The sequence below is a fragment of the Bacillus sp. AR4-2 genome (genome assembly GCF_008274865.1).
Classification (GTDB): domain Bacteria; phylum Bacillota; class Bacilli; order Bacillales; family Bacillaceae_G; genus Bacillus_A; species Bacillus_A cereus.
On the sequence record NZ_CP031062.1, the window covers coordinates 4,277,739 to 4,298,724 of the forward strand.

Consider the following 20,986-nt stretch of genomic DNA (forward strand, 5'->3'; position numbering starts at 1 on the left):
TGCGTACACTCTTTTTATCCACTTACTTTCCAACGCGCCATATTTGTTCTAGCAATATACTTACAACCGTACCTACGAATAAACCATTACCGAATATATATTGCATAACAGACGGCAAGGATTGGAGTACTCCAGACGGTAAAAACATAACGCCGCTGCCAAATAATACTGCAACGCCTAAAATCGTCACATTCCTTTCACTCATCGGCACTTGTTTTATATTATTAAATCCAATTCCAATTAACTGTACGAACGAAGCCATTAAAACAGCCGATGCGACAGCTGATGGTAAAGATGCTAAGTAACGAATAATACTTGGAAAAAGAGACATTACGACTAGTAACGCACATGCCATTAAGAACGATCGTATATACTTTTGTTTTGTTAAACGTATAAATCCTGCCGTTGCTGGTAACGGAACGACACCTACAGTTGAAAATACAGAAGAGATGATATGCGAAATCCCTCCAACCCATGTTCCATCTTTCAACTGTTTTTGTTCAATAGTCGCTTTATGAATAGTTGCTTGATTAATTGCTATAATAGCTGCCACCGTATTCGAAACTAAAATACATACCATAACAAAACTTGATACAGCCATACCTGTATTCCATTTTGGAAGTCCCCAAGCAAATATATGTGGAAGTTGCACAAAATGAGTTACTTGAGATGGGATTGTCACTTTTCCTGCAATGAGAAAAATAACCCACCCACTAATTAATCCTATTAAAACTGCATAACTTTTGACAAAGCCTTTTCCAAAATTAGATAGTATAATAACGAACAGAAATATACTAAACGCGATCATTGCTGTAAATCCGTCGATTTGAGAAATAGTAGCTGTAATTCCTAACATTCCTTTTAAAAATACACCACTTAATTGTAAACATAATAAAAGTAAAAACGTCCCTGTCACAAGCGGCGTAAATAAAAATAAAATACGTCCTATAAAACCAGTTACTCCTAATCCTATTAGAATAACACCGGAGATTATCATTCCTAATTCTAAAATTTGCAGTGTACTATGTAATTGATCTTGTCCGGCCGTTGCATAAGCAAGTACGGTAAATACACCAACCCAAGATCCAGCCGGCCCATCCGCAATTGGCAGTCTATGCCCAAGCCATCCTTGTAAAAAAGAAGATATACCAACTACAAAAAACGTACGCTGCATTAAATAAAATATTTCTTCCGTCGTAAGATGAAATAATCCGCCAACGACAATTGGTAGTGCGATTGAATTTGCTAATAAAAATATAAACCATTGTAAAGTTCCCATAATATGATTTTGGTTATGTTGATTGTCCAATTTTTTCATCCCTTCTAGCTTTCCTATAAAAATATATTGTAAGAATAAAAAAGAAGAGTTCTATACTCACCATTAGAACCCTCCTCAAAATATTTAAACGATTCTTCTACACAAGATTATTTAATTCCACCTCATTTAAACTTCCAACAACAATATTTCCTTTATACACGACTAAACGTTTTTCTGTTTGACGTGCTACTGCTTCAGCAGCGCATGTCGCATTCGTCAAAACAAAGCTCGCTTCATCCCCTACATTCGGCCATACTCGTTTCCCTTCCTTATTTAACGTTTCTTTTCCTCCTGTAATAAAGCGGAGTGCTTTTCCTAAAGACCTTTCGTCACTCCACCCAAAACGCTCTGCTAATCGATTCGCCTTTTGAAGCATATCACCTGTTCCAAACGGTGACCAATGATCTGTAATGCTATCATTGCCTAATGAAACCTTAACACCTTTTTTATCTAATAACGGAATTGGGATTACTTGTTTACCAATTGGCACTGTTGAAGTAATATCAATATTTACATTTGCGAGTCTTTCTGCCACTTCTTCAGCCTCTTTATCAGTAACACCACCAAGTCCAAGTGCATGACTGATCGTTACACGGCCTTGCCATCCTGCTTCTTCTGTTAAACTTGCCAATCTCTTCATCGTAAACGTTCCAAGATTATTCGCATCGTGCAAATGAATATCAACATCCGCATTAAATTCGACTGCGATATCCATAATTGTATGTAATGACTTTTCAATGTCATTATCCACTGTAGCTGGATCTACTCCTCCGACTAGATGAGCACCCATACGCATCGCATCTTTCACGAGTTGCACAGAATTACTGCGCAATAATCCATGTTGCGGAAACGCAACAATTCTACTAGATACTCGATTTTTATATGTTTCTAATGCCGCTAACGTCGCCTCCAAATTACCAAGCCCAATAATTGGATCAACATTACAATGCGTTCTAATATTCGTTGCACCATTTTGCAGTAGTAACTCTAGCATATTTTCCGCTCTATTTTGGGCAGTCGCTAATTGCTTTGGTAAAATTTTTTCTTCTTCATTAAAACGTGTAAAAATACTTTCTGCTGGCATACAAGCTTTCCATGGGCCACTATAATATGTTTTATCAATGTGAATGTGCATCTCTTTGAAAGCTGGCAACATTAATAAGTTCTTAGCATCAAAAGTTACTATATCTTCCTCTTGAACAATCCCTTTTATAATTTTTTTAATTCGACCATCTTCAATAAGTAAACTGCATAATTCTGTTTCTGTTTGTGAAATTCTCTCTTCTTCATATGTATATCCTGATTCAAGCATTACGTTAGTCAACCAATATACTGTCATCTCTATTTCCCCACCCTTTATTAAAAATCACCTCATAACTACAAGTTTAATATCCACTGAAAATTAAGACAATTAATACGATCACTTCTCACAAAAAAATGTAATACAACCCCATAGTCTTCTCATAAATTTCCATATAGAATAAAAGTATGCAGTTTGATATAAAAAGGAGTTGATTGGAATATGTCAAAAAAGTTATGTAAATCCGAAACTGATAAAATGCTATTTGGTATATGTGGTGGTTTAGGAGAATATTTTGATATTAGCTCTACTCTTATTCGTATCATTTGGGTTATTGCTGTTTTATGTTTTGGGACAGGATTTTTAGTTTATTTCATTTGTTTATTACTTATGCCACGTTCGTACTAACGGCATTATTTCACATACTTAAGAAGAGCAAATCACCTATAGAATCCTATAGGTGATTTTTTCATGAAGAATATTTCATCGTTAAATGTAATACCGCCACTTCTTCTTCTTCATTTTTATAAATATGCTTCTTATTCGCTTCAAATTGAATGGAATCAAACTCATTTAATTCGTATACATCATTCTCCACTTGAATAGACACTTTCCCTTTCATTACCGTTACAAGCTCAATCGCACCTTCATGATGAGCTTCTGGCTCATATATACTATTTGATCGTAAACAAGCACGGTGCATTTCCATCCCTGTTTCTTTCGTATAACGGAACATCGTTTCTAAATGCCACGCTTGTCCTTCATCTACTGCAAATCCTTCTCCACAGCGCGCAACAGCTACAGGTTCTCCAACAACCATTAATCTGGATAAAGGAATTGATAACCCTTTCGTTATTTTCCAAATGACAGCTAGTGTCGGATTTGTTTCCCCTCTTTCGATCTTTCCTAATGTTAATTTACTAACTCCTGTTTTATGGGCTAATTCTTCTAAACTTAATTTCTGTTCATTTCGAATTTGTCTCAATAACTGTCCAACTTGTTGAATGACTTCTTTCGTTTGCATATCTTCATTTTCTTTCATATATAAAACCACCTCAAAGTATAAAATAGTTTACTTTTAATAATTAAAAGTATATCATACTATACATAATTATTTATTTTCGAAAGGAGTGCTATACTTCATGCGCGCAATTTTATTAGGTCTTTTATCATCGGCCTTTTTTTCTGCAACCTTTATTATTAATAGAGCAATGAATGTATCTGGAACGAGCTGGGCTTGGACAGCTTCCTTCCGTTTTTTATTTGCTCTTCCTATTTTATTCCTTATCGTTTTATTTCGCAAAAACTTTAGGGAATTATGGGAAGAGTTAAAAAAACATCCATTGGCATGGATCGGATGGGGTTCTGTTGCCGGTATTGGTTTTTATTCTTTATTAAGTTTCGCAGCTGTCTTTTCTCCAGCTTGGCTCGTTGCTGGAACTTGGCAAGTTACGATTTTAGCTGGTTTACTACTATCACCACTATTTTTCGTGAAAATAGAAACAAAATCAGGTACGAAACTTGTACGCGGAAAAATTCCACTTCGTAGCTTATATGTTGCATTATTTATTTTACTTGGTGTAATTTGTATGCAAGCAACTGCCGCAGGCCATATTACAATGACTCAGTTCATTTCAGGTTTTTTACCTGTCGTATTAGCCGCTTTCTTATATCCGTTCGGTAACCGAAAAATGATGGAGCTTGTTGGTGGACGCCTTGATACGTTCCAACGTGTATTAGGAATGGCAATTGGAAGTCTTCCTATAACAATCTTGCTTGGTATATACGGATTTTCTACTACTGGCATTCCAACATCCAACCAAATGCTTCAAGGATTTTTGTTAGCGTTATGTTCCGGCGTTATTGCAACGATGACATTTTTCTTTGCTACTGACTTAGCAAAAGATAACCTCGCTCTACTTGGAGCTGTTGAAGCAACACAAGCTGGAACGATGGTCTTTACCGTACTTGGAGAAATCATTTTCTTAAATGGTTCACTCCCTGGAGGACTTTCTCTCATCGGAATGATTATTATCATGTTAGGAATGGTTGCAAATAGTATTTTAAACCGTTCTGTTCCAGTCGTTAAACAGAAAAAATCGGCATAAAAAAAGGGTATGGTTCTATAGAGATGAACCATACTCTTTTTTATTGTCCCCCTATTTCGCCTTATCAGAATAGTATTTCATTGGCTGTTTATACTAAAACTTATGTTATAATACGTTTCATGCGCATTAATAGGAGGTAAATTATGTTAAAAAAAGCAATCGCTGAATTTATTGGTACATTTGTACTTGTATTATTCGGAACTGGAGTAGCTGTCACTGGCGGCGGAATTGAAGGAATTGGAACATTAGGAATCGCTATGGCTTTCGGCTTATCTATTGTAGCTATGGCATATAGCATCGGAACAATTTCTGGATGTCACATTAACCCAGCAGTATCAGTAGCTATGTTCATCAACAAACGAATGAACGCTATGGAACTTTGTTATTATGTATTAGCTCAAATTTTAGGTGGTTTATTAGGAACTGCAACGTTAGTAACAATTTTAAAATCTGCTAAAACACCTTTAGATAATTTAGGACAAAATGGTTTCGGAACTCTTGGTTTATCTGGAGCATTTTTAGTTGAGTTCATTTTAACTTTCGTATTTATTTTAGTTATCGTTGCTGTAACAGGTAAAAAAGGAAGTTCTTCTTTAGCTGGACTAGTAATTGGTTTCACATTAGTTTTAATTCACTTATTAGGAATTCCGTTAACTGGAACATCTGTTAACCCAGCTCGTAGTATCGCACCAGCTTTATTTGTTGGTGGAGAAGCACTTTCTCAACTATGGGTATTCATCGTAGCACCAATTCTTGGTGGTATCTTTGCAGCTATCGTAGGTAAATTCATTTTAAATACTGAAAAATAGAATTTTCAATATTTCTGAATAAAAAAATGCGAGCCCTCATTATGAGGAAGCTCGCTTTTTTTATTCTTTCATTTTAGACTTTAAATTTGTAACTAATTGATCTACCGTTACATTTGCAAGTACGTTTTCCATCGCTTCTTGCGCTTGCATTAAAATAATTTCTAATACTGATTGAATATTAGCTCCTACTGGACATTCAATGTTGGGATTTTCATGGAAGGAAAATAGTTGTCCTTCTTCTACAACTTCCACTGCTTTATATACATCAAGTAATGTAATTTCTTCTAAATCTCGAGCAAGTGTCGTACCACCTTTACCAGCTTGTACATCAACAAGCCCTGCTCTCTTCAACATTCCTGTAATGCGACGAATCACAACTGGATTTGTATTCACACTACCGGCAATCCATTCAGAGGTACAGCGAGAGTTTCGATCTATCGCAAGTAATGTCAGCATATGAACACCTACTGTAAAACGACTACTAATCCCCATCTGCACACCCTCCTTTTTATTCATTCTATTAAAAGACGACTCTTATTATTATATACTATTTTTAATTTATACATAAAGAAAAAGCATGATTTCAATAGGAAATCATGCTTTTCTCTCATTATTGACGCTTTATAAATTTCGCTAAATCTTTAAATTTCACTTTATCTGAGTAATTCATTACGCCGTTTACGTAAATGCGGCTTGTAACAGCATTTAATACCGCAATTGTCGCCAATAAGACTGCTAATGTTATCGTAATTTCTAGCATACCTGCTTCACCAGCTACAATACGTGAGAAGGTAACCATCGGTGTAAAAAATGGAACGTAAGAACTTACAACAACGATAGTACTATTCGGATCACTTAATGATTTAATACTAATAAAGAATGCAGCCATAATTAAAATCATTACCGGGAAAGATACAGCTTGTAAATCCTCCGTCTTAGACACGACAGCTCCAGCAGCAGCATACATCATCGCATAAAGTAAATATCCCGTAATGAAATAAACAAGAAACATGCTGATAACCTTTGCATCTAATTTCGTAAAGTCAATTGGAATACCAAATAGTGAGGCACTTTCTAAATCGACCCAGCCTAACAAATATGGAATAAGATAACCACACGCCAATATGACAAGTTGCAATAACGCCGTTGAAACAACCGCTAAAATTTTCGCATACATCATCGTAAGAGGCTTCACTTTCGGAAGCATTACTTCCATTACACGTGACGCCTTTTCAGATGCAATATTCATTGCGATTGTATTTCCGAACGCTACAATAAACATATATAAAGCAAATGTAAAGAAATAGGCAATTCCGAAAGAAGATGTACGATCTTTTATCGCTTCTTGCTTTACTTGAATTTCTGTTTGTAATTGCTGTGCAATTTCTGGTGAAACATTATTTTTGGCAATCGTCACCATCGTATATTGTTGCTTTAAATATCCTGCCATAATTGCAGAAGTTGCTTGGCTTGGAAATCCATTATACATATATGTAATCGATGGAGCCCCACCCTTTTCCGTCACATGGAATAGACCATCTAAATCGCCTTCTTCTACTTGCTTATGCAGTTTATCAAAATCATCCTTTGAATCAATTGTTATTTTTGCTGATGGCAATAGCTTATTTAGCTCATCTTTTTGTACTTTATATGTGGAACTCTCTACTACAACTGCAATTTTATCTTTATCCTTATTTTTATCATCGCCTGAAGTAAAATGATTAAATGCAAAAATCCCAAACACAACTAAAAATAAAATCGCACTCGTAATTAATGATTTCTTAGATAAAAACGCTTCCCTAAAATAAAATGAAAATACGTGAGAAAATTTACGCATCGTTATTTCGCCCTCTCTACAAAGATTTCGTTTAACGTCGGCTCTAACATTTTGAATTGTCGTAAGCTAACACCTTGCTCTTGCAACTGTTGCAAAATCTTGAGAGCTTCCGCATCGTCTTGTACTTTCACATAAAGAAGGCCTTGTTGTTTTTCATACGATACATGTATAGCTTCTAATCCCTTTTCATTCTCTACTGTATCTTCAATCGTTAAATTACGGAAACCGTATTCTTTCTTAATATCACTTAGCTGTCCTTTTACGACTGCTTCACCTTTTTTCAAAATACATACATGTTGGCAAAAAGCCTCTACTTGTTCCATACGATGACTTGATAAAATAATCGTCTTTCCGCTCTGTACTTGTTCTTCAATAATACTAGCTAGCATCCCAGCATTAACTGGATCAAGGCCGCTGAATGGTTCATCTAAAATGAGAAGTTCCGGATTATGAAGAAGAGCAGCAATTAATTGTATTTTTTGCTGATTCCCTTTTGAAAGCTCTCCAGCCGTTTTAAATTTATATTCTGGTATCGCTAAACGCTCTAACCAGTGATCAATAGCGTGATCCACTTCTTTCTTCGACATTCCTTCTAATCTACCAAAATATCGCAGCTGATCTATTACTCTACTTTTTGTATATAAACCTCTTTCTTCTGGTAAATACCCAATTGTTACACCACTATTTCCAAATGCTTTTCCATCCCATGTAATCGAACCTTCATTAGGCGTTAATAATCCGAGAAGCATTTTGATTGTTGTTGTTTTCCCTGCACCATTTCGTCCAAGTAACCCTAGTACTTCACCTTTTGGTAACGAAATTTGCAAACCGTTAACTGCTCTTGATTCCCCAAATTGTTTCGTTAAGTTTTGAATTTGTAAACTCAAGTATAAAGCCTCCCCTTTAGTATCATTCGTACTCTCTTTCAAAGACTATGTTTATTCAAGACAAAATATAGCACCACGCTTCATTCTCTTATATGTAAACATCGTCATGAATCCATCATTTGTTCTATTTAGTTAAAATTGTAAATAAAAAAGTTCTTTTTGTCAATTATAATTGTCATTACGACAATAAAACTTGTCAAAACAACTATTATTATTTTGCTCATCTTTCTAATATAGGACATACTACTATATATACAAAAGACAATATGCAAATGTTCATATAAAAATATTATATTTTAATATATAATATAAAATGATTTTCTAACATCAAGGAGGATACATATGAAGATGAAGAGGGGCATTACCACTTTATTATCTGTAGCGGTTCTATCTACATCACTTGTAGCATGTTCAGGAACACCAGAGAAAACAGTGGCGAAAGAAGAGAAAGTAAAATTAACAGAACAACAATTAATGGCTGATTTATGGTATCAAACAGCCGGTGAAACGAAAGCACTTTACTACCAAGGGTACAATATTGGTCAATTAAAGCTTGATGCAATTCTTGCAAAAGGGACAGAGAAAAAACCTGCTATCGTGCTTGATTTAGACGAAACTGTTTTAGATAACAGTCCTCATCAGGCAATGAGCGTAAAAACAGGCAAAGGCTATCCTTACAAATGGGATGATTGGATTAACAAAGCTGAAGCTGAAGCCCTTCCAGGCGCAATTGATTTCTTAAAATATACAGAGTCTAAAGGTGTAGATATTTACTACATCTCAAATCGTAAAACGAATCAACTAGATGCAACAATTAAAAATCTTGAGCGTGTAGGTGCTCCTCAAGCAACGAAAGAACATATATTACTACAAGATCCGAAAGAAAAAGGAAAAGAAAAACGCCGTGAACTCGTTTCTCAAACCCATGATATTGTCTTATTCTTCGGTGATAACTTATCTGATTTCACAGGTTTTGATGGAAAATCTGTAAAAGATCGTAACCAAACAGTAGCAGATTCAAAAGCACAATTTGGTGAGAAATTCATTATTTTCCCGAATCCAATGTATGGCGATTGGGAAGGCGCTTTATATGATTATGATTTCAAAAAATCAGATGCAGAAAAAGATAAAATCCGTCGCGACAACTTAAAATCATTTGATGTAAAATAAAAGAGGATGGCATTCGCCATCCTCTTTTATTTTACTTTCTCTGTTAAAGGCAAGATAAATACTTCCACACGTCTATTCTTTGCCTTTCCTTCTTGTGTATCGTTTGGAGCAATTGAACGGTATTCTCCGTATCCAATCGCACTAAATTTTTCTGGTTGTAATTCTTTATTTTGCAGTAATACTTGCATAAAATTAACTGCCCGCTGCGTACTTAATTCCCAATTCGACGCAAACTGCGCATTGGCAATAGGGACATTATCCGTATGACCCGATACTGTAATTTCACGAGGTGACGCTGAAACAAGTAAGCTAGACATCTCTTTTGCAATCCCTAAAGATTCTAATTTCACATCTGCTTTCCCCGAATCAAACAGTATATTTTCTAATATTGTCACCATTAATCCCTTTTCAGTTAATTTAGTTTGAAAAGAAGAAGATAATTGTTTTTCATTAATATATTGATCAATCTTTTTTTGTAATGCTTTCAATTCATCCATCTCTTTTTTTTCTTTAGCTCTAGCTTCTTCTTGTTTTTTTGCTTGTTCTGCCTCAAGGCTACTTGCTGATAATTCTTTTTCATCATTTGGCTTTTGATCACTTAAAAATTCTTTGTTACCTGTTCCCCCAGCTAATTCACTTCGAAAAGCAACTGCCATCTGTTTAAACTTCGCAGCATCTATACTACTCATTGCGAATAAAACGATAAACAATGCAAATAACAACGTTAACATATCAGAATATGGGATTAACCACGTTTCATCGATATGCTCATCATGTTTTTTCTTTTTGCCTCTTCTATTTTTCTTACTCCGCATTTTTTTCTGCTCCTTTTTCTAGCTTTTTACGCTCAGTTGCAGAAAGTGCACCTAAAATGCGGTTCTTCATAATAAACGGATATGTACCTTCTTGTAACATTAATAAACAATCAATGATTAAACGTTTTTTCTCAATTTCAGCTGAAGATTTTTGCTTTAACTTATTTGCAAATGGATGCCATAATACGTAACCTGAAAAAATACCAAAAATCGTTGCAATAAACGCACCAGAAATAGCATGACCTAACTTTTCAATATCAGTTAAGTTACCAAGCGCAGCTACAAGACCGATAACAGCACCTAAAACTCCTAATGTCGGTGCATACGTACCAGCTTGTGAAAAAATAGCAGCTCCCTTTGCATGTCTTTCTTCAATTGCCTCTAATTCAGATTCCAAAATCTGCTCTAAATCTTCTGCGGATACGCCATCAATCACAAATTTCATACCGCGCAAAAGAAATTCATCTTGAATTTTGTCTAATTGTTGCTCTAAAGACAAAATACCGTATTTTCTACTTTCAGATGTCCAATGAACAAATAATTCTAGCAACTGTTCATAACTTAAATCCTTTTTATTTGAACCAAAAAGAACTTTAAATAATTTTGGAACCCTTTTTAGTTGATTCATCGGAAATGCAATACATACTGCAGCAAATGTACCGATAAAAATAATTAATGCTGCGGCAGGATTTAATAAGGCTGTTATGTCAGCGCCCTTGACGACCATCCCTACTACCACTGCTACAAATCCTAAAATAAGTCCAATAATTGTTGCAAAATCCATTCCCATTCACTCCTAGTCTATACAAGAAGTTCTTTATTCTCGATAATCGCTACATCTTCTTATGTATATATATTACATAAAAAATGCAAATCATGAAAGATAAGAAATGAATTATATAAAAAAATACTACAAATTCACACATTTTCTGACATTTTCTTTGCATTTCTATTACGTTATGACTCTTATATTCCTTTTCCAACAAACTAGATTTATAATAAAAAAACAATACACATTTTATGAAGAAGGGACTGTGATTACAAGGCATCATGAAAAAGATAATAATTATTTCTGCCACTACTATTGTAATCGGGATCACATCTTTCGCTTACTTTGGTTCTAAAACACCACTACATAATGAAGCAAAAGCTGTCGAAAGTCAAAAGCATAATAACCATAAAAAAGAAGAGATTCCTGCTTTTCCAAAAGCTGATCATAATGCAAAGAAAATAGACAATGACTTTTCAGTTGTAACAAATCCAAAATCTAATCTTGTCTTAATTAATAAACATCGAAAACTACCAGATGGATACATTCCTGAAGACTTAACGAGACCAAATGTACCATTTATTAGTCCAAAAGATAAAGAAAAAACATTGCTGCGCAAAGATGCTGCCGAGGCACTTGAAAACATGTTCAAAGCTGCGAAAAAAGAAGGGCTTGATCTTACAGCTGTATCTGGTTATCGTTCATACAAACGCCAAAAATCGTTGCATGATACATACGTTAGACGTCAAGGAAAAGCCGAAGCTAATTCGGTAAGCGCAATTCCTGGTACAAGTGAACACCAAACGGGTTTAGCAATGGATATTAGTTCAAAATCAGCTAAATTTCAATTAGAGCCTATCTTCGGAGAGACAGCAGAAGGAAAATGGGTCGCGGAACATGCTCATGAATTCGGTTTTGTCATTCGTTACTTAGAAGATAAAACAGATACAACAGAATATGCCTATGAACCATGGCACTTACGCTACGTTGGTAATCCATACGCTACATACCTATATAAACATCACTTAACATTAGAAGAAGCGATGGAAGACAAAAAATAAGAGAGCAAATTGCTCTCTTATTTTTCTTTCACTCTATTATTGTAGTAATTTCTTCTTCCATTCTTCAGGCCATGGTTCGCCTCTTCCTGTTTTTTTCGAAGCTTGAACCATCATTCCACGACCTACTAAACAAACCTCTCCTGCTGCATTCTTCACCATATAATGTAAATCTAAAGAAGAATTCCCGACCGATCCTGCCTTTACATACACCTTCAGCTGTTCATCAAAATATATTTGCTTAATAAAATTACATTGTAAATCCGCAACAACGATCATCGTTTCTGATGATGCATGTGTCCACTCTTGCATAAATCCAAGTTCTTTAAACAACGCAATACGAGCTTCTTCAAAATAAGTAAAAGCAACGACATTATTTACATGTCCAAACATATCTACTTCACCAAAACGAACCTTTACAGGGTTGTAAAACGAAAAACCACTTTCCCATTGCTCAAAGTCTTCAATATAAGAAATCCTCTTCATTGTTATCTCTCCTTTTCACCTTGAAATAAACAGAATAAACAGAAAAATACAGTTATAAATATTGCCTCTTCGATATGAAGAGGCAATATTTATTAATAGTTATTATCGCTACCAAAGAAATCTTTGAACGATTGAATTGTTGTATCACGGTTTAATGCCGCAATTGAAGTTGTTAAAGGAATACCCTTCGGACATGATTGCACACAGTTTTGAGAGTTACCACAGTTTGCTAGTCCTCCATCTCCCATAATTGCACGTAAGCGATCTGCTTTATGCATTTCACCCGTTGGATGTGAGTTGAATAAGCGAGCTTGTGATAACGGTGCTGGTCCAATAAAGTCAGACTTACTGTTTACGTTTGGACATGATTCTAAGCAAACACCACATGTCATACATTTTGAAAGCTCATAAGCCCATTGACGCTTTTTCTCAGGCATTCTTGGTCCTGGACCTAGGTCATACGTACCATCAATTGGAATCCACGCTTTAACGCGTTTTAGAGCATTAAACATGCGACTACGATCAACTTGTAAGTCACGTACAACCGGGAATGTCTTCATCGGTTTTAAGCGAATTGGTTGCTCTAATTGATCAATAAGTGCCGTACATGATTGACGTGGTTTTCCGTTAATCACCATCGAACATGCACCACATACTTCCTCTAAGCAGTTCATATCCCATGCAATCGGAGTTGTTTGGTTCCCTTTTGAATCAACAGGATTACGACGGATTTCCATAAGTGCTGAGATAATATTCATATTCGGACGATATGGAATTTCAAACTCTTGGTCAAACGCTTGCGCATCTGGCCCGTCTTGTCTCGTAATGATGAGGCGGATTGTTTTCTCAGACATGTTGTTTATCCCCCTTCTCTTCACCCTTAGCAGCTACATCGTGTTTTGAAGAATAATCACGTTTACGCGGTTTAATTAACGAAATATCAACGTCCTCGTAATGGAATGCTGGTGCATTTCCTTCTCCCTCAAATTTTGCCATCGTAGTTTTTAAGAAGTTTGCATCATCACGATTTGGGAATTCAGGTTTGTAATGCGCCCCACGGCTCTCATTACGGTTATATGCGCCAATTGTAATAACACGTGCTAACTCAAACATATTTGCAAGTTGGCGTGTAAATGAAGCACCTTGGTTACTCCATCTTGCTGTATCGTTAATGTTAATACGTTTGTAACGAGCCATTAATTCTTCAATTTTCGCATCTGTTTCTAATAATTTTTTATTTTCACGAACTACTGTAACGTTATCTGTCATCCATTCTCCAAGCTCTTTATGAAGAACATACGCATTTTCGTTACCATCCATCGTTAAAATATTGTTAAATTTCTCTGTTTCGATTAATTCATTTTGCTCATATACAGTAGATGAAACAGCATCAGATGATTTAGAAAGACCTTTCATATACTCAATTGCGTTTGGTCCTGCTACCATACCACCATAAATTGCTGATAATAGTGAGTTCGCACCAAGACGGTTACCACCGTGCATAGAATAATCACACTCACCTGCTGCAAATAAACCTGGAATATTTGTCATCTGTTTATAATCAACCCATAGTCCGCCCATTGAATAGTGAACAGCTGGGAAGATTTTCATCGGTAGTTTACGAGGATCATCCCCTGTAAATTTCTCATAGATTTCAATAATTCCACCTAGTTTAATATCTAGTTCTTTTGGATCTTTATGAGAAAGATCTAAGTACACCATGTTTTCACCGTTAATACCTAGTTTTTGCTCTACGCAAACATCAAAGATTTCACGCGTTGCGATGTCACGAGGTACAAGGTTTCCGTAAGCCGGATATTTTTCTTCTAAGAAGTACCATGGTTTACCATCTTTATATGTCCAAACACGTCCACCTTCACCACGTGCAGATTCACTCATAAGACGTAATTTATCGTCTCCAGGAATTGCCGTTGGGTGAATTTGAATGAACTCACCGTTTGCATAATATGCGCCTTGTTGATATACAGCAGAAGCTGCTGTACCTGTATTGATAATGGAGTTTGTTGATTTTCCGAAAATGATACCAGGGCCCCCTGTTGCCATAATCACGGCATCTGCTCCGAAACTTCTAATCTCCATAGTTTGTAAGTCTTGTGCAACGATTCCTCGGCACACACCTTCATCATCAACAACAGCTCGTAAGAAATCCCAACCTTCATATTTCGTTACAAGTCCTGCTACTTCGTGACGACGTACTTGCTCATCTAATGCGTAAAGTAATTGCTGTCCAGTTGTTGCACCAGCAAATGCTGTACGGTGATGTTGCGTTCCACCAAATCGACGGAAATCAAGAAGTCCTTCTTCCGTACGGTTGAACATAACACCCATACGGTCCATTAAATGAATGATACCAGGTGCTGCTTCACACATTGCTTTAACTGGTGGTTGGTTCGCTAAGAAGTCCCCACCATAAATTGTATCGTCAAAGTGGATCCATGGAGAATCCCCTTCACCTTTCGTATTTACGGCACCGTTAATTCCGCCCTGAGCACATACAGAATGTGAACGTTTTACTGGTACTAAAGAAAACAGTTCAACATTTACTCCTGCTTCTGCCGCTTTAATCGTTGCCATTAAGCCAGCCAAGCCACCGCCGACTACTATAAGTTTCCCTTTCATGCTCTCCCACTCCTTACTGGTTTGCTAGCTGTGGATCGATGAACGCTAATAATGCACTCACACCTACATAAGATAAACCTAAGAAAATAGCTAATGTTACATAAGTAGAGATTCTTTGTGAACGTGGAGATACTGTAATTCCCCAGCTGATGCAGAATGTCCATAGTCCATTTGCAAAGTGGAAAATTGTTGAAACAACACCAACTAAGTAGAATGCAAACATAGCTGGATTGTTTAAAATATCTGCCATCATATCATAGTTTACCTCTTTACCTAACATTGCTTGAATACGAGTTTCCCAGACGTGCCAAGAAATGAAGATCAGCGTAACGATACCTGAAATTCTTTGGAAGACGAACATCCAGTTACGGAAATAACCGTAAGAAACCGCATTGTTCTTAGCTGTAAATGCAATATATAAGCCATATATAGCATGGTACAGTATCGGTAAAAAGATGATGAAAATTTCTAGCGCATACCGGAATGGAAGGAGCTCCATAAAGCCTGCAGCTTTGTTAAAAGCCTCTGCTCCTCGTGTTGCAAAGTTGTTTACAATTAAATGTTGCGTCAAAAAGACACCAACCGGGATGACCCCCATTAATGAGTGCCACTTACGAAACGTATACTCGCGGCCTTTCATGTCCCCATTACCCCCCTTGAATGTTTGACTGCTGTTTTCAGATTAGTTTATGACAATAATGTTTTTTCACTATTGGCATAAGAAAAACTGAAAAAATTATTCGAAATATTTCAGCATAATTTGATACCAAGTTCATTTTACTCCTATTTTTGTCGAAGCGTCAAGAAAACGTATACATAATTTGCATATAATTTGCCAATTCTTTTTTTCTTCTTATATATTCAGATTTTCCTAAAGAAAAATCTGTTTTTATAAATGTGAAATGTTATATAATAATCCCTATAGAAAGAGGGGAATATTGTGAGTAAAAATACAATCGATACAACATCTTTAGAAGATGTTTCATTGAACGCCTTCGCTTATGAATTGCTACGTGAAGAATTACTACCTGATTTAATCGGCAACGATTTAGATGGTATTTTATACTGGTCTGGTAGAAACCTTGCAAGAAAATATCCGCTAGAAACAATTGAAGAAATCATTCAGTTCTTTGAAAAGGCTGGCTGGGGCACTTTAAGCATTGTTGAACATAAGCGTCGTGAAATGCAGTTCCAACTTAAAGGCACACTCATCGCAGAACGTCAAAAACAAAAACGACATTCTTCTTATCAACTAGAAGCCGGATTCATCGCTGAACAAATCCAAAAGCAACGGAACGTCGTTGCAGAGTCATACGAAGAAAAGAAAAAACGTTCTGACTCTATTACATTTCTTGTAAAATGGGATATAAAAGATCTCATTGAAGTGTAAGCATTACCTACAGTCAACTAGACATATCAGTTTAGTTGACTTTTTTGTATTTTCATTCAGATGAGTTTATTTTAAATCTTCAGAAATTATACCAAAAAACAGAAGACGTTGTAAACTACAACGTCTTCTTATCTGTTAAATACGTATAAATCGTCTCCGCGACATTTTTCGGCATACCCGCTTCGACAAATTCCTCTATAGAAGCTTCTTTCATCTTCTTTAATGAACCAAAATGTTTTAACAATACCTTTTTCCGTTTATCACCGATTCCTGGAATATCATCCAATGCTGATTGAATGACAGATTTCCCATGTAATTGACGATGGAATGTAATCGCAAATCGATGCACCTCATCTTGAATACGCTGCAATAAATAAAATTCTTGGCTATTTCTCTCAAGCATCACAGGTTCCGGTGGATCCCCAATAATTAAATGGGAGGTTTTATGTTTATCATCTTTTACAAGACCTGCCATCGGAATATATAATCCGAGCTCATTCTCTAAAATATCACTTGCAGCCGCTAGATGGCCTTTTCCTCCATCAATAATAATCAAATCAGGTAAAGGTGAATTTTCTTTAAGTGCCCTTGTATAACGGCGCCTCACAACTTCTCTCATAGACTCATAATCATCTGGCCCTTGAACCGTTTTAATTTTATATTTTCGATACTCTTTCTTCGCCGGTTTCCCATCGATAAAAGCAATCATTGCAGAAACGGGATTTGTTCCTTGAATATTTGAGTTATCAAACGCTTCAATACGATACGGCGTTTCAATCCCAAGCTGCTTCCCTAAATGATCTACCGCTTTAATCGTTCGTTCTTCATCACGTTCAATTAAGTAAAACTTCTCTTCAAGAGCAATCTTCGCATTTTTATTTGCCAATTCTACAAGGTCTTTTTTCTTACCACGTTTCGGCTGCGTCGCTTCCACTTCTAAAAAGCGCTCTACTAATTCCGAGTCTATACTTCCTGGAACGACAATTTCCTTCGGCTTAAAATGACTACTGTTTTCATAAAATTGGCCGATAAACGTTAAAAAACCCTCTTCTGGTTCATCGTAAATTGGAAACATAGAAACATCACGTTCAATTAGCTTTCCTTTTCGAACGAAGAAAACTTGAACACACATCCATCCTTTATCCACTGCATACCCAAACACATCACGATCCACTAAGTCACTCATAATCATCTTTTGTTTTTCCATAATCGCATCAATATGAGCAATTTGATCACGCAACTCTTTTGCACGTTCAAACTCTAGTTTCTCTGAGGCCTCATACATTTTTATTTCTAGTTCTGAACGAACTTCTTTATGTCCACCGTTTAAAAACTTAATAATTTCATCTACAATTTCTTTATTTTGTTCTTCCGTCACTTCTTTCACACAAGGCGCTAAACATTGACCCATATGATAATACAAACAAACTTTATCTGGCATATTCGTGCATTTCCGAAGTGGATACATACGATCTAGCAGTTTTTTCGTTTCATGAGCAGATTGTGCATTTGGATAAGGACCAAAATATTTCCCTTTATCCTTTTTTACGTTTCGAGTAATGAGTAAGCGCGGTTGCTTCTCCGCCGTAATTTTAATAAAAGGATATGTTTTATCATCTTTTAATTGAATATTATATTTCGGATCATATTTTTTAATTAGATTTAACTCTAAAATAAGTGCTTCTAAATTCGAAGAGGTTACAATATATTCAAAATCAACAATTTCTCCTACAAGCCGCAGTGTTTTCCCATCATGTGAACCAGTAAAGTACGAGCGCACACGATTTTTAAGCACTTTTGCCTTTCCGACATATATAACCGTTCCTTGCTTATCTTTCATCAAATAACAACCAGGTTGATCTGGTAAAATAGCCAACTTCTCTTTCAAATGTTCGTGCACTCGTCTCCCTCCATTTCTACATACTTAGCATTTTTATTTTCCCTTGAAAACATACTATGCCCAAACACCCAACATACGTTCTTTTATTGTAACGGAAAGACTGTAAAAAAGAAAATAAAAAAAGCTACCAAATGGTAGCTTTTTTTATTTTAGAAGTGTTTAGAAACTAATTCTACTAACGCTTCTTTCGGTTTGTAACCTAACGCTTGATCAACTACTTTACCGTCTTTTAATACGAAAAGAGCTGGAATGCTCATTACTTCGAATTGACGAGCAGTTTCTTGGTTTTCATCAACGTCTACTTTTACTACTTTTACTTTTTCGCCTAGTTCTGCATCAATTTCCTCTAATACAGGAGCGATCATTTTACAAGGTCCACACCAAGGTGCCCAGAAATCTAATAATACAACACCTTCGCTAGTTTCTGCTGCGAAGCTTTGGTCATTTGCGTTTACAATTGCCATTTTATTTCCTCCTTCAAGTATATTCTACCAAGAGTATATCATTAACTTATATACGTGGCGAATAATATGTATCGTTATGTATTGTAACAAAAAAATGTTCCTTTATACTATATAAAAATACGGATTAAATACTAAAAAGATGAGAGACAGGGGATCTCTCACCTTTTTCTATATATAGGGGTACTTCACTTGGAACTCAAGGGTACTTAAATCATGAATGTACTTTTAACTTTTTAAACTCTTCTGTTAAAAGAGGTACAACTTCGAATAAGTCACCGACAATACCATAGTCAGCTACTTTAAAGATACTTGCTTCTGGATCTTTATTGATCGCAACGATTATTTTTGAGTTAGACATACCTGCTAAATGCTGAATCGCACCAGAAATACCACATGCAATGTATAAGTCTGGCGTAACAACTTTACCAGTTTGACCAATTTGTAATGAGTAATCACAGTATTCAGCGTCACAAGCACCACGAGATGCCCCAACAGCGCCGCCTAGTACGTCTGCTAACTCTTTTAATGGCTTAAAGCCTTCTTCACTCTTCACACCACGTCCACCAGCGATAATAACTTTTGCTTCAGAAAGATCCACACCTTCTGCTGTTTTACGGACAACATCTTGAATGATTGTACGTAAATCTTTCACATCAACTGTAATAGAAGATACGTCACCGCTGCGAGACTCATCTTTTTCCAGAGTTGCAATGTTATTTGGACGCACTGTCGCAAATAAGATGCCGTCTGTTACAATCTTCTTCTCGAATGCTTTACCAGAGTAAATTGGACGAGTGAAGATAACATTTCCACCTTCAACCTCTAAAGCAGTTACGTCAGAAACTAAACCAGCTTCAAGCTTCGCTGCTAATTTTGGTGATAAATCTTTACCAAGTGCTGTATGTCCAAAAACGATACCTTCTGGATTTTCTTCAGCATGTACAGCTAAAAACGCTTGTGCATAACCATCAGATGTATATGATTTTAATTTATCATTTTCAACTGTCACAACGCGATCTGCACCGTAATGAATCAATTCATTTGCAAAAGAGGCAACGCTGTCTCCAATTAGAAGACCTACTACTTCACCGCCTTCTGCAATTGTTTTTGCTGCTGCTACCGCTTCAAAAGAAACGTTACGTAGCGATCCATCACGAACTTCACCCATTACTAATACTTTACGAGCCATAGATTTTCCCTCCTGCATATATAATTTCGTATTTTATTAGATTACTTTCGCTTCTGTATGGAGCAACGATACAAGTTCTTTTACTTGATCTTGCAGCTCGCCTTGTAACACTTTTCCTGCATCTTTCTTAGGAGGCAAATAGATTTCAATTGTTTTTGTCTTTGCTTCCACATCATCTTCTTCTAAATCTAAATCATCTAATTCTAATTCTTCTAGCGGCTTTTTCTTCGCTTTCATAATACCTGGAAGCGATGGATAACGCGGTTCATTTAAACCTTGCTGTGCTGTTACTAAAACTGGTAATGAAGTTGCAATCACTTCTGTATCACCTTCAACATCACGCTCAATCTTCACATTTGTACCGTCAATTTCAAGTTTTGTAATTGTCGTTACATACGGAATATTTAACGCTTCAGCTACGCGTGGTCCTACTTGTCCAGATGCACCATCAATTGCAACGTTTCCGCCTAAAATTAAATCTGCATCTTTATCTTTTAAATATTCAGCAAGCACTTTTGCTGTCGTGAACTGGTCACCATTTTCTACATCATCTTCAATATTAATTAATACAGCTTTATCACAGCCCATTGCTAATGCAGTACGAAGTTCTTTCTCACTATCTTCGCCACCAACTGTTACAACTGTAACTTCTCCACCTTGTGCGTCTCTTACTTGAATTGCTTCTTCAATTGCATATTCATCGTAAGGGTTGATGATGAATTCCGCTTCGCCATCGTAAATTGCACCGTTTTTAATTACGATTTTTTCTTCTGTATCAAATGTTCGTTTCATGAGTACGTAGATGTTCATTCCATTTACCCCCTTGTTTTTCAGAAAGATTCTATC

The 20,986-nt window shown here is 36.2% G+C and carries 22 protein-coding genes; 6 read left to right on the plus strand and 16 right to left on the minus strand.

Going from position 1 to position 20,986, the window contains the following annotated elements; genetic code table 11:
- Window positions 1-22 precede the first annotated feature (22 nt).
- A complete protein-coding gene (locus DN399_RS22095) occupies window positions 23-1,318 on the minus strand; it encodes a purine/pyrimidine permease (RefSeq protein WP_025710198.1) in 1,296 nt (431 codons plus the stop codon).
- A 97-nt stretch (window positions 1,319-1,415) separates the two neighbouring features.
- Window positions 1,416-2,657 (minus strand): amidohydrolase family protein, encoded by a 1,242-nt coding sequence (locus DN399_RS22100; protein ID WP_000219564.1) that lies wholly within the window; start codon window positions 2,655-2,657, stop codon window positions 1,416-1,418.
- A 183-nt stretch (window positions 2,658-2,840) separates the two neighbouring features.
- Here DN399_RS22100 and DN399_RS22105 point away from each other — a divergent pair, with 183 nt between their 5' ends.
- Window positions 2,841-3,026 (plus strand): PspC domain-containing protein, encoded by a 186-nt coding sequence (locus tag DN399_RS22105; RefSeq protein WP_000038411.1) that lies wholly within the window; start codon window positions 2,841-2,843, stop codon window positions 3,024-3,026.
- Between the two features lie 61 nt (window positions 3,027-3,087).
- Here DN399_RS22105 and DN399_RS22110 read toward each other — a convergent pair whose 3' ends face one another.
- Window positions 3,088-3,660, minus strand: coding sequence for a helix-turn-helix domain-containing protein (locus DN399_RS22110; RefSeq protein WP_000661924.1), 573 nt, complete (start codon window positions 3,658-3,660; stop codon window positions 3,088-3,090).
- 100 nt (window positions 3,661-3,760) lie between these two features.
- Between DN399_RS22110 and DN399_RS22115 the strand changes: the two genes are divergently transcribed.
- Together DN399_RS22115 and DN399_RS22120 are read left to right on the plus strand one after the other, a co-directional pair.
- Window positions 3,761-4,726, plus strand: coding sequence for a DMT family transporter (locus DN399_RS22115; protein WP_006921208.1), 966 nt, complete (start codon window positions 3,761-3,763; stop codon window positions 4,724-4,726).
- A 143-nt stretch (window positions 4,727-4,869) separates the two neighbouring features.
- Window positions 4,870-5,535 carry an aquaporin gene (locus DN399_RS22120; protein ID WP_000913213.1) on the plus strand — a complete coding sequence of 222 codons (666 nt, stop codon included), beginning with the start codon at window positions 4,870-4,872 and terminating at the stop codon, window positions 5,533-5,535.
- A 60-nt stretch (window positions 5,536-5,595) separates the two neighbouring features.
- On the opposite strand, the gene DN399_RS22125 is transcribed toward DN399_RS22120, so the two are convergent.
- The 3 genes from DN399_RS22125 to DN399_RS22135 all read right to left on the minus strand — a co-directional run bounded on the left by DN399_RS22125 (window position 5,596) and on the right by DN399_RS22135 (window position 8,259).
- Entirely contained in the window at window positions 5,596-6,027 is a 432-nt protein-coding gene (locus DN399_RS22125) for an Rrf2 family transcriptional regulator (RefSeq protein WP_000512998.1), read from the minus strand.
- Between the two features lie 118 nt (window positions 6,028-6,145).
- Window positions 6,146-7,372: an ABC transporter permease gene (locus DN399_RS22130; protein WP_006921206.1), complete on the minus strand. Its 1,227-nt coding sequence runs from the start codon at window positions 7,370-7,372 to the stop codon at window positions 6,146-6,148.
- A gap of 2 nt (window positions 7,373-7,374) precedes the next feature.
- Window positions 7,375-8,259: an ABC transporter ATP-binding protein gene (locus DN399_RS22135; protein WP_006921204.1), complete on the minus strand. Its 885-nt coding sequence runs from the start codon at window positions 8,257-8,259 to the stop codon at window positions 7,375-7,377.
- 342 nt (window positions 8,260-8,601) lie between these two features.
- On the opposite strand from DN399_RS22135, the gene DN399_RS22140 reads away from it, so the two are divergent.
- Complete coding sequence (locus DN399_RS22140; RefSeq protein ID WP_000782767.1) at window positions 8,602-9,429, plus strand: 5'-nucleotidase, lipoprotein e(P4) family; 828 nt, start codon at window positions 8,602-8,604, stop codon at window positions 9,427-9,429.
- A gap of 26 nt (window positions 9,430-9,455) precedes the next feature.
- Here DN399_RS22140 and motB read toward each other — a convergent pair whose 3' ends face one another.
- Together motB and motA are read right to left on the minus strand one after the other, a co-directional pair.
- A complete protein-coding gene (gene motB, locus DN399_RS22145) occupies window positions 9,456-10,244 on the minus strand; it encodes a flagellar motor protein MotB (RefSeq protein WP_001256734.1) in 789 nt (262 codons plus the stop codon).
- Window positions 10,234-11,028, minus strand: coding sequence for a flagellar motor stator protein MotA (motA, locus tag DN399_RS22150; RefSeq protein WP_000344853.1), 795 nt, complete (start codon window positions 11,026-11,028; stop codon window positions 10,234-10,236). Before motA ends, motB begins: the two co-directional genes overlap by 11 nt.
- 266 nt (window positions 11,029-11,294) lie before the next feature.
- On the opposite strand from motA, the gene DN399_RS22155 reads away from it, so the two are divergent.
- The gene (locus DN399_RS22155; protein ID WP_000720201.1) at window positions 11,295-12,074 is read left to right on the plus strand and encodes a M15 family metallopeptidase; all 780 of its coding nucleotides are present in this window, start codon (window positions 11,295-11,297) and stop codon (window positions 12,072-12,074) included.
- A 36-nt stretch (window positions 12,075-12,110) separates the two neighbouring features.
- On the opposite strand, the gene DN399_RS22160 is transcribed toward DN399_RS22155, so the two are convergent.
- From DN399_RS22160 to sdhC, 4 genes are all read right to left on the minus strand, one after another.
- Entirely contained in the window at window positions 12,111-12,557 is a 447-nt protein-coding gene (locus tag DN399_RS22160) for an acyl-CoA thioesterase (RefSeq protein ID WP_000822734.1), read from the minus strand.
- Between the two features lie 92 nt (window positions 12,558-12,649).
- Window positions 12,650-13,411, minus strand: a complete 762-nt coding sequence (gene sdhB / locus DN399_RS22165) for a succinate dehydrogenase iron-sulfur subunit (protein ID WP_001291827.1) — start codon at window positions 13,409-13,411, stop codon at window positions 12,650-12,652.
- Entirely contained in the window at window positions 13,404-15,197 is a 1,794-nt protein-coding gene (sdhA, locus tag DN399_RS22170; protein WP_000676750.1) for a succinate dehydrogenase flavoprotein subunit, read from the minus strand. The genes sdhB and sdhA overlap by 8 nt, the downstream gene beginning before the upstream one ends.
- Window positions 15,198-15,210: 13 nt before the next feature.
- Window positions 15,211-15,837, minus strand: coding sequence for a succinate dehydrogenase cytochrome B558 (sdhC, locus tag DN399_RS22175; protein ID WP_000678354.1), 627 nt, complete (start codon window positions 15,835-15,837; stop codon window positions 15,211-15,213).
- A 300-nt stretch (window positions 15,838-16,137) separates the two neighbouring features.
- Between sdhC and DN399_RS22180 the strand changes: the two genes are divergently transcribed.
- Complete coding sequence (locus tag DN399_RS22180) at window positions 16,138-16,587, plus strand: YslB family protein (RefSeq protein WP_000042221.1); 450 nt, start codon at window positions 16,138-16,140, stop codon at window positions 16,585-16,587.
- Window positions 16,588-16,702: 115 nt separating this feature from the next.
- Here DN399_RS22180 and uvrC read toward each other — a convergent pair whose 3' ends face one another.
- From uvrC to etfB, 4 genes are all read right to left on the minus strand, one after another.
- On the minus strand, window positions 16,703-18,487 hold the full coding sequence (uvrC, locus tag DN399_RS22185) for an excinuclease ABC subunit C (RefSeq protein ID WP_000544296.1): 1,785 nt from the start codon (window positions 18,485-18,487) through the stop codon (window positions 16,703-16,705).
- Window positions 18,488-18,636: 149 nt separating this feature from the next.
- Complete coding sequence (trxA, locus tag DN399_RS22190) at window positions 18,637-18,951, minus strand: thioredoxin (protein ID WP_001018943.1); 315 nt, start codon at window positions 18,949-18,951, stop codon at window positions 18,637-18,639.
- Window positions 18,952-19,162: 211 nt separating this feature from the next.
- Window positions 19,163-20,140, minus strand: a complete 978-nt coding sequence (gene etfA / locus DN399_RS22195) for an electron transfer flavoprotein subunit alpha (RefSeq protein ID WP_000101945.1) — start codon at window positions 20,138-20,140, stop codon at window positions 19,163-19,165.
- Between the two features lie 36 nt (window positions 20,141-20,176).
- The gene (gene etfB, locus DN399_RS22200) at window positions 20,177-20,950 is read right to left on the minus strand and encodes an electron transfer flavoprotein subunit beta (protein ID WP_001029028.1); all 774 of its coding nucleotides are present in this window, start codon (window positions 20,948-20,950) and stop codon (window positions 20,177-20,179) included.
- Window positions 20,951-20,986: the final 36 nt, after the last annotated feature.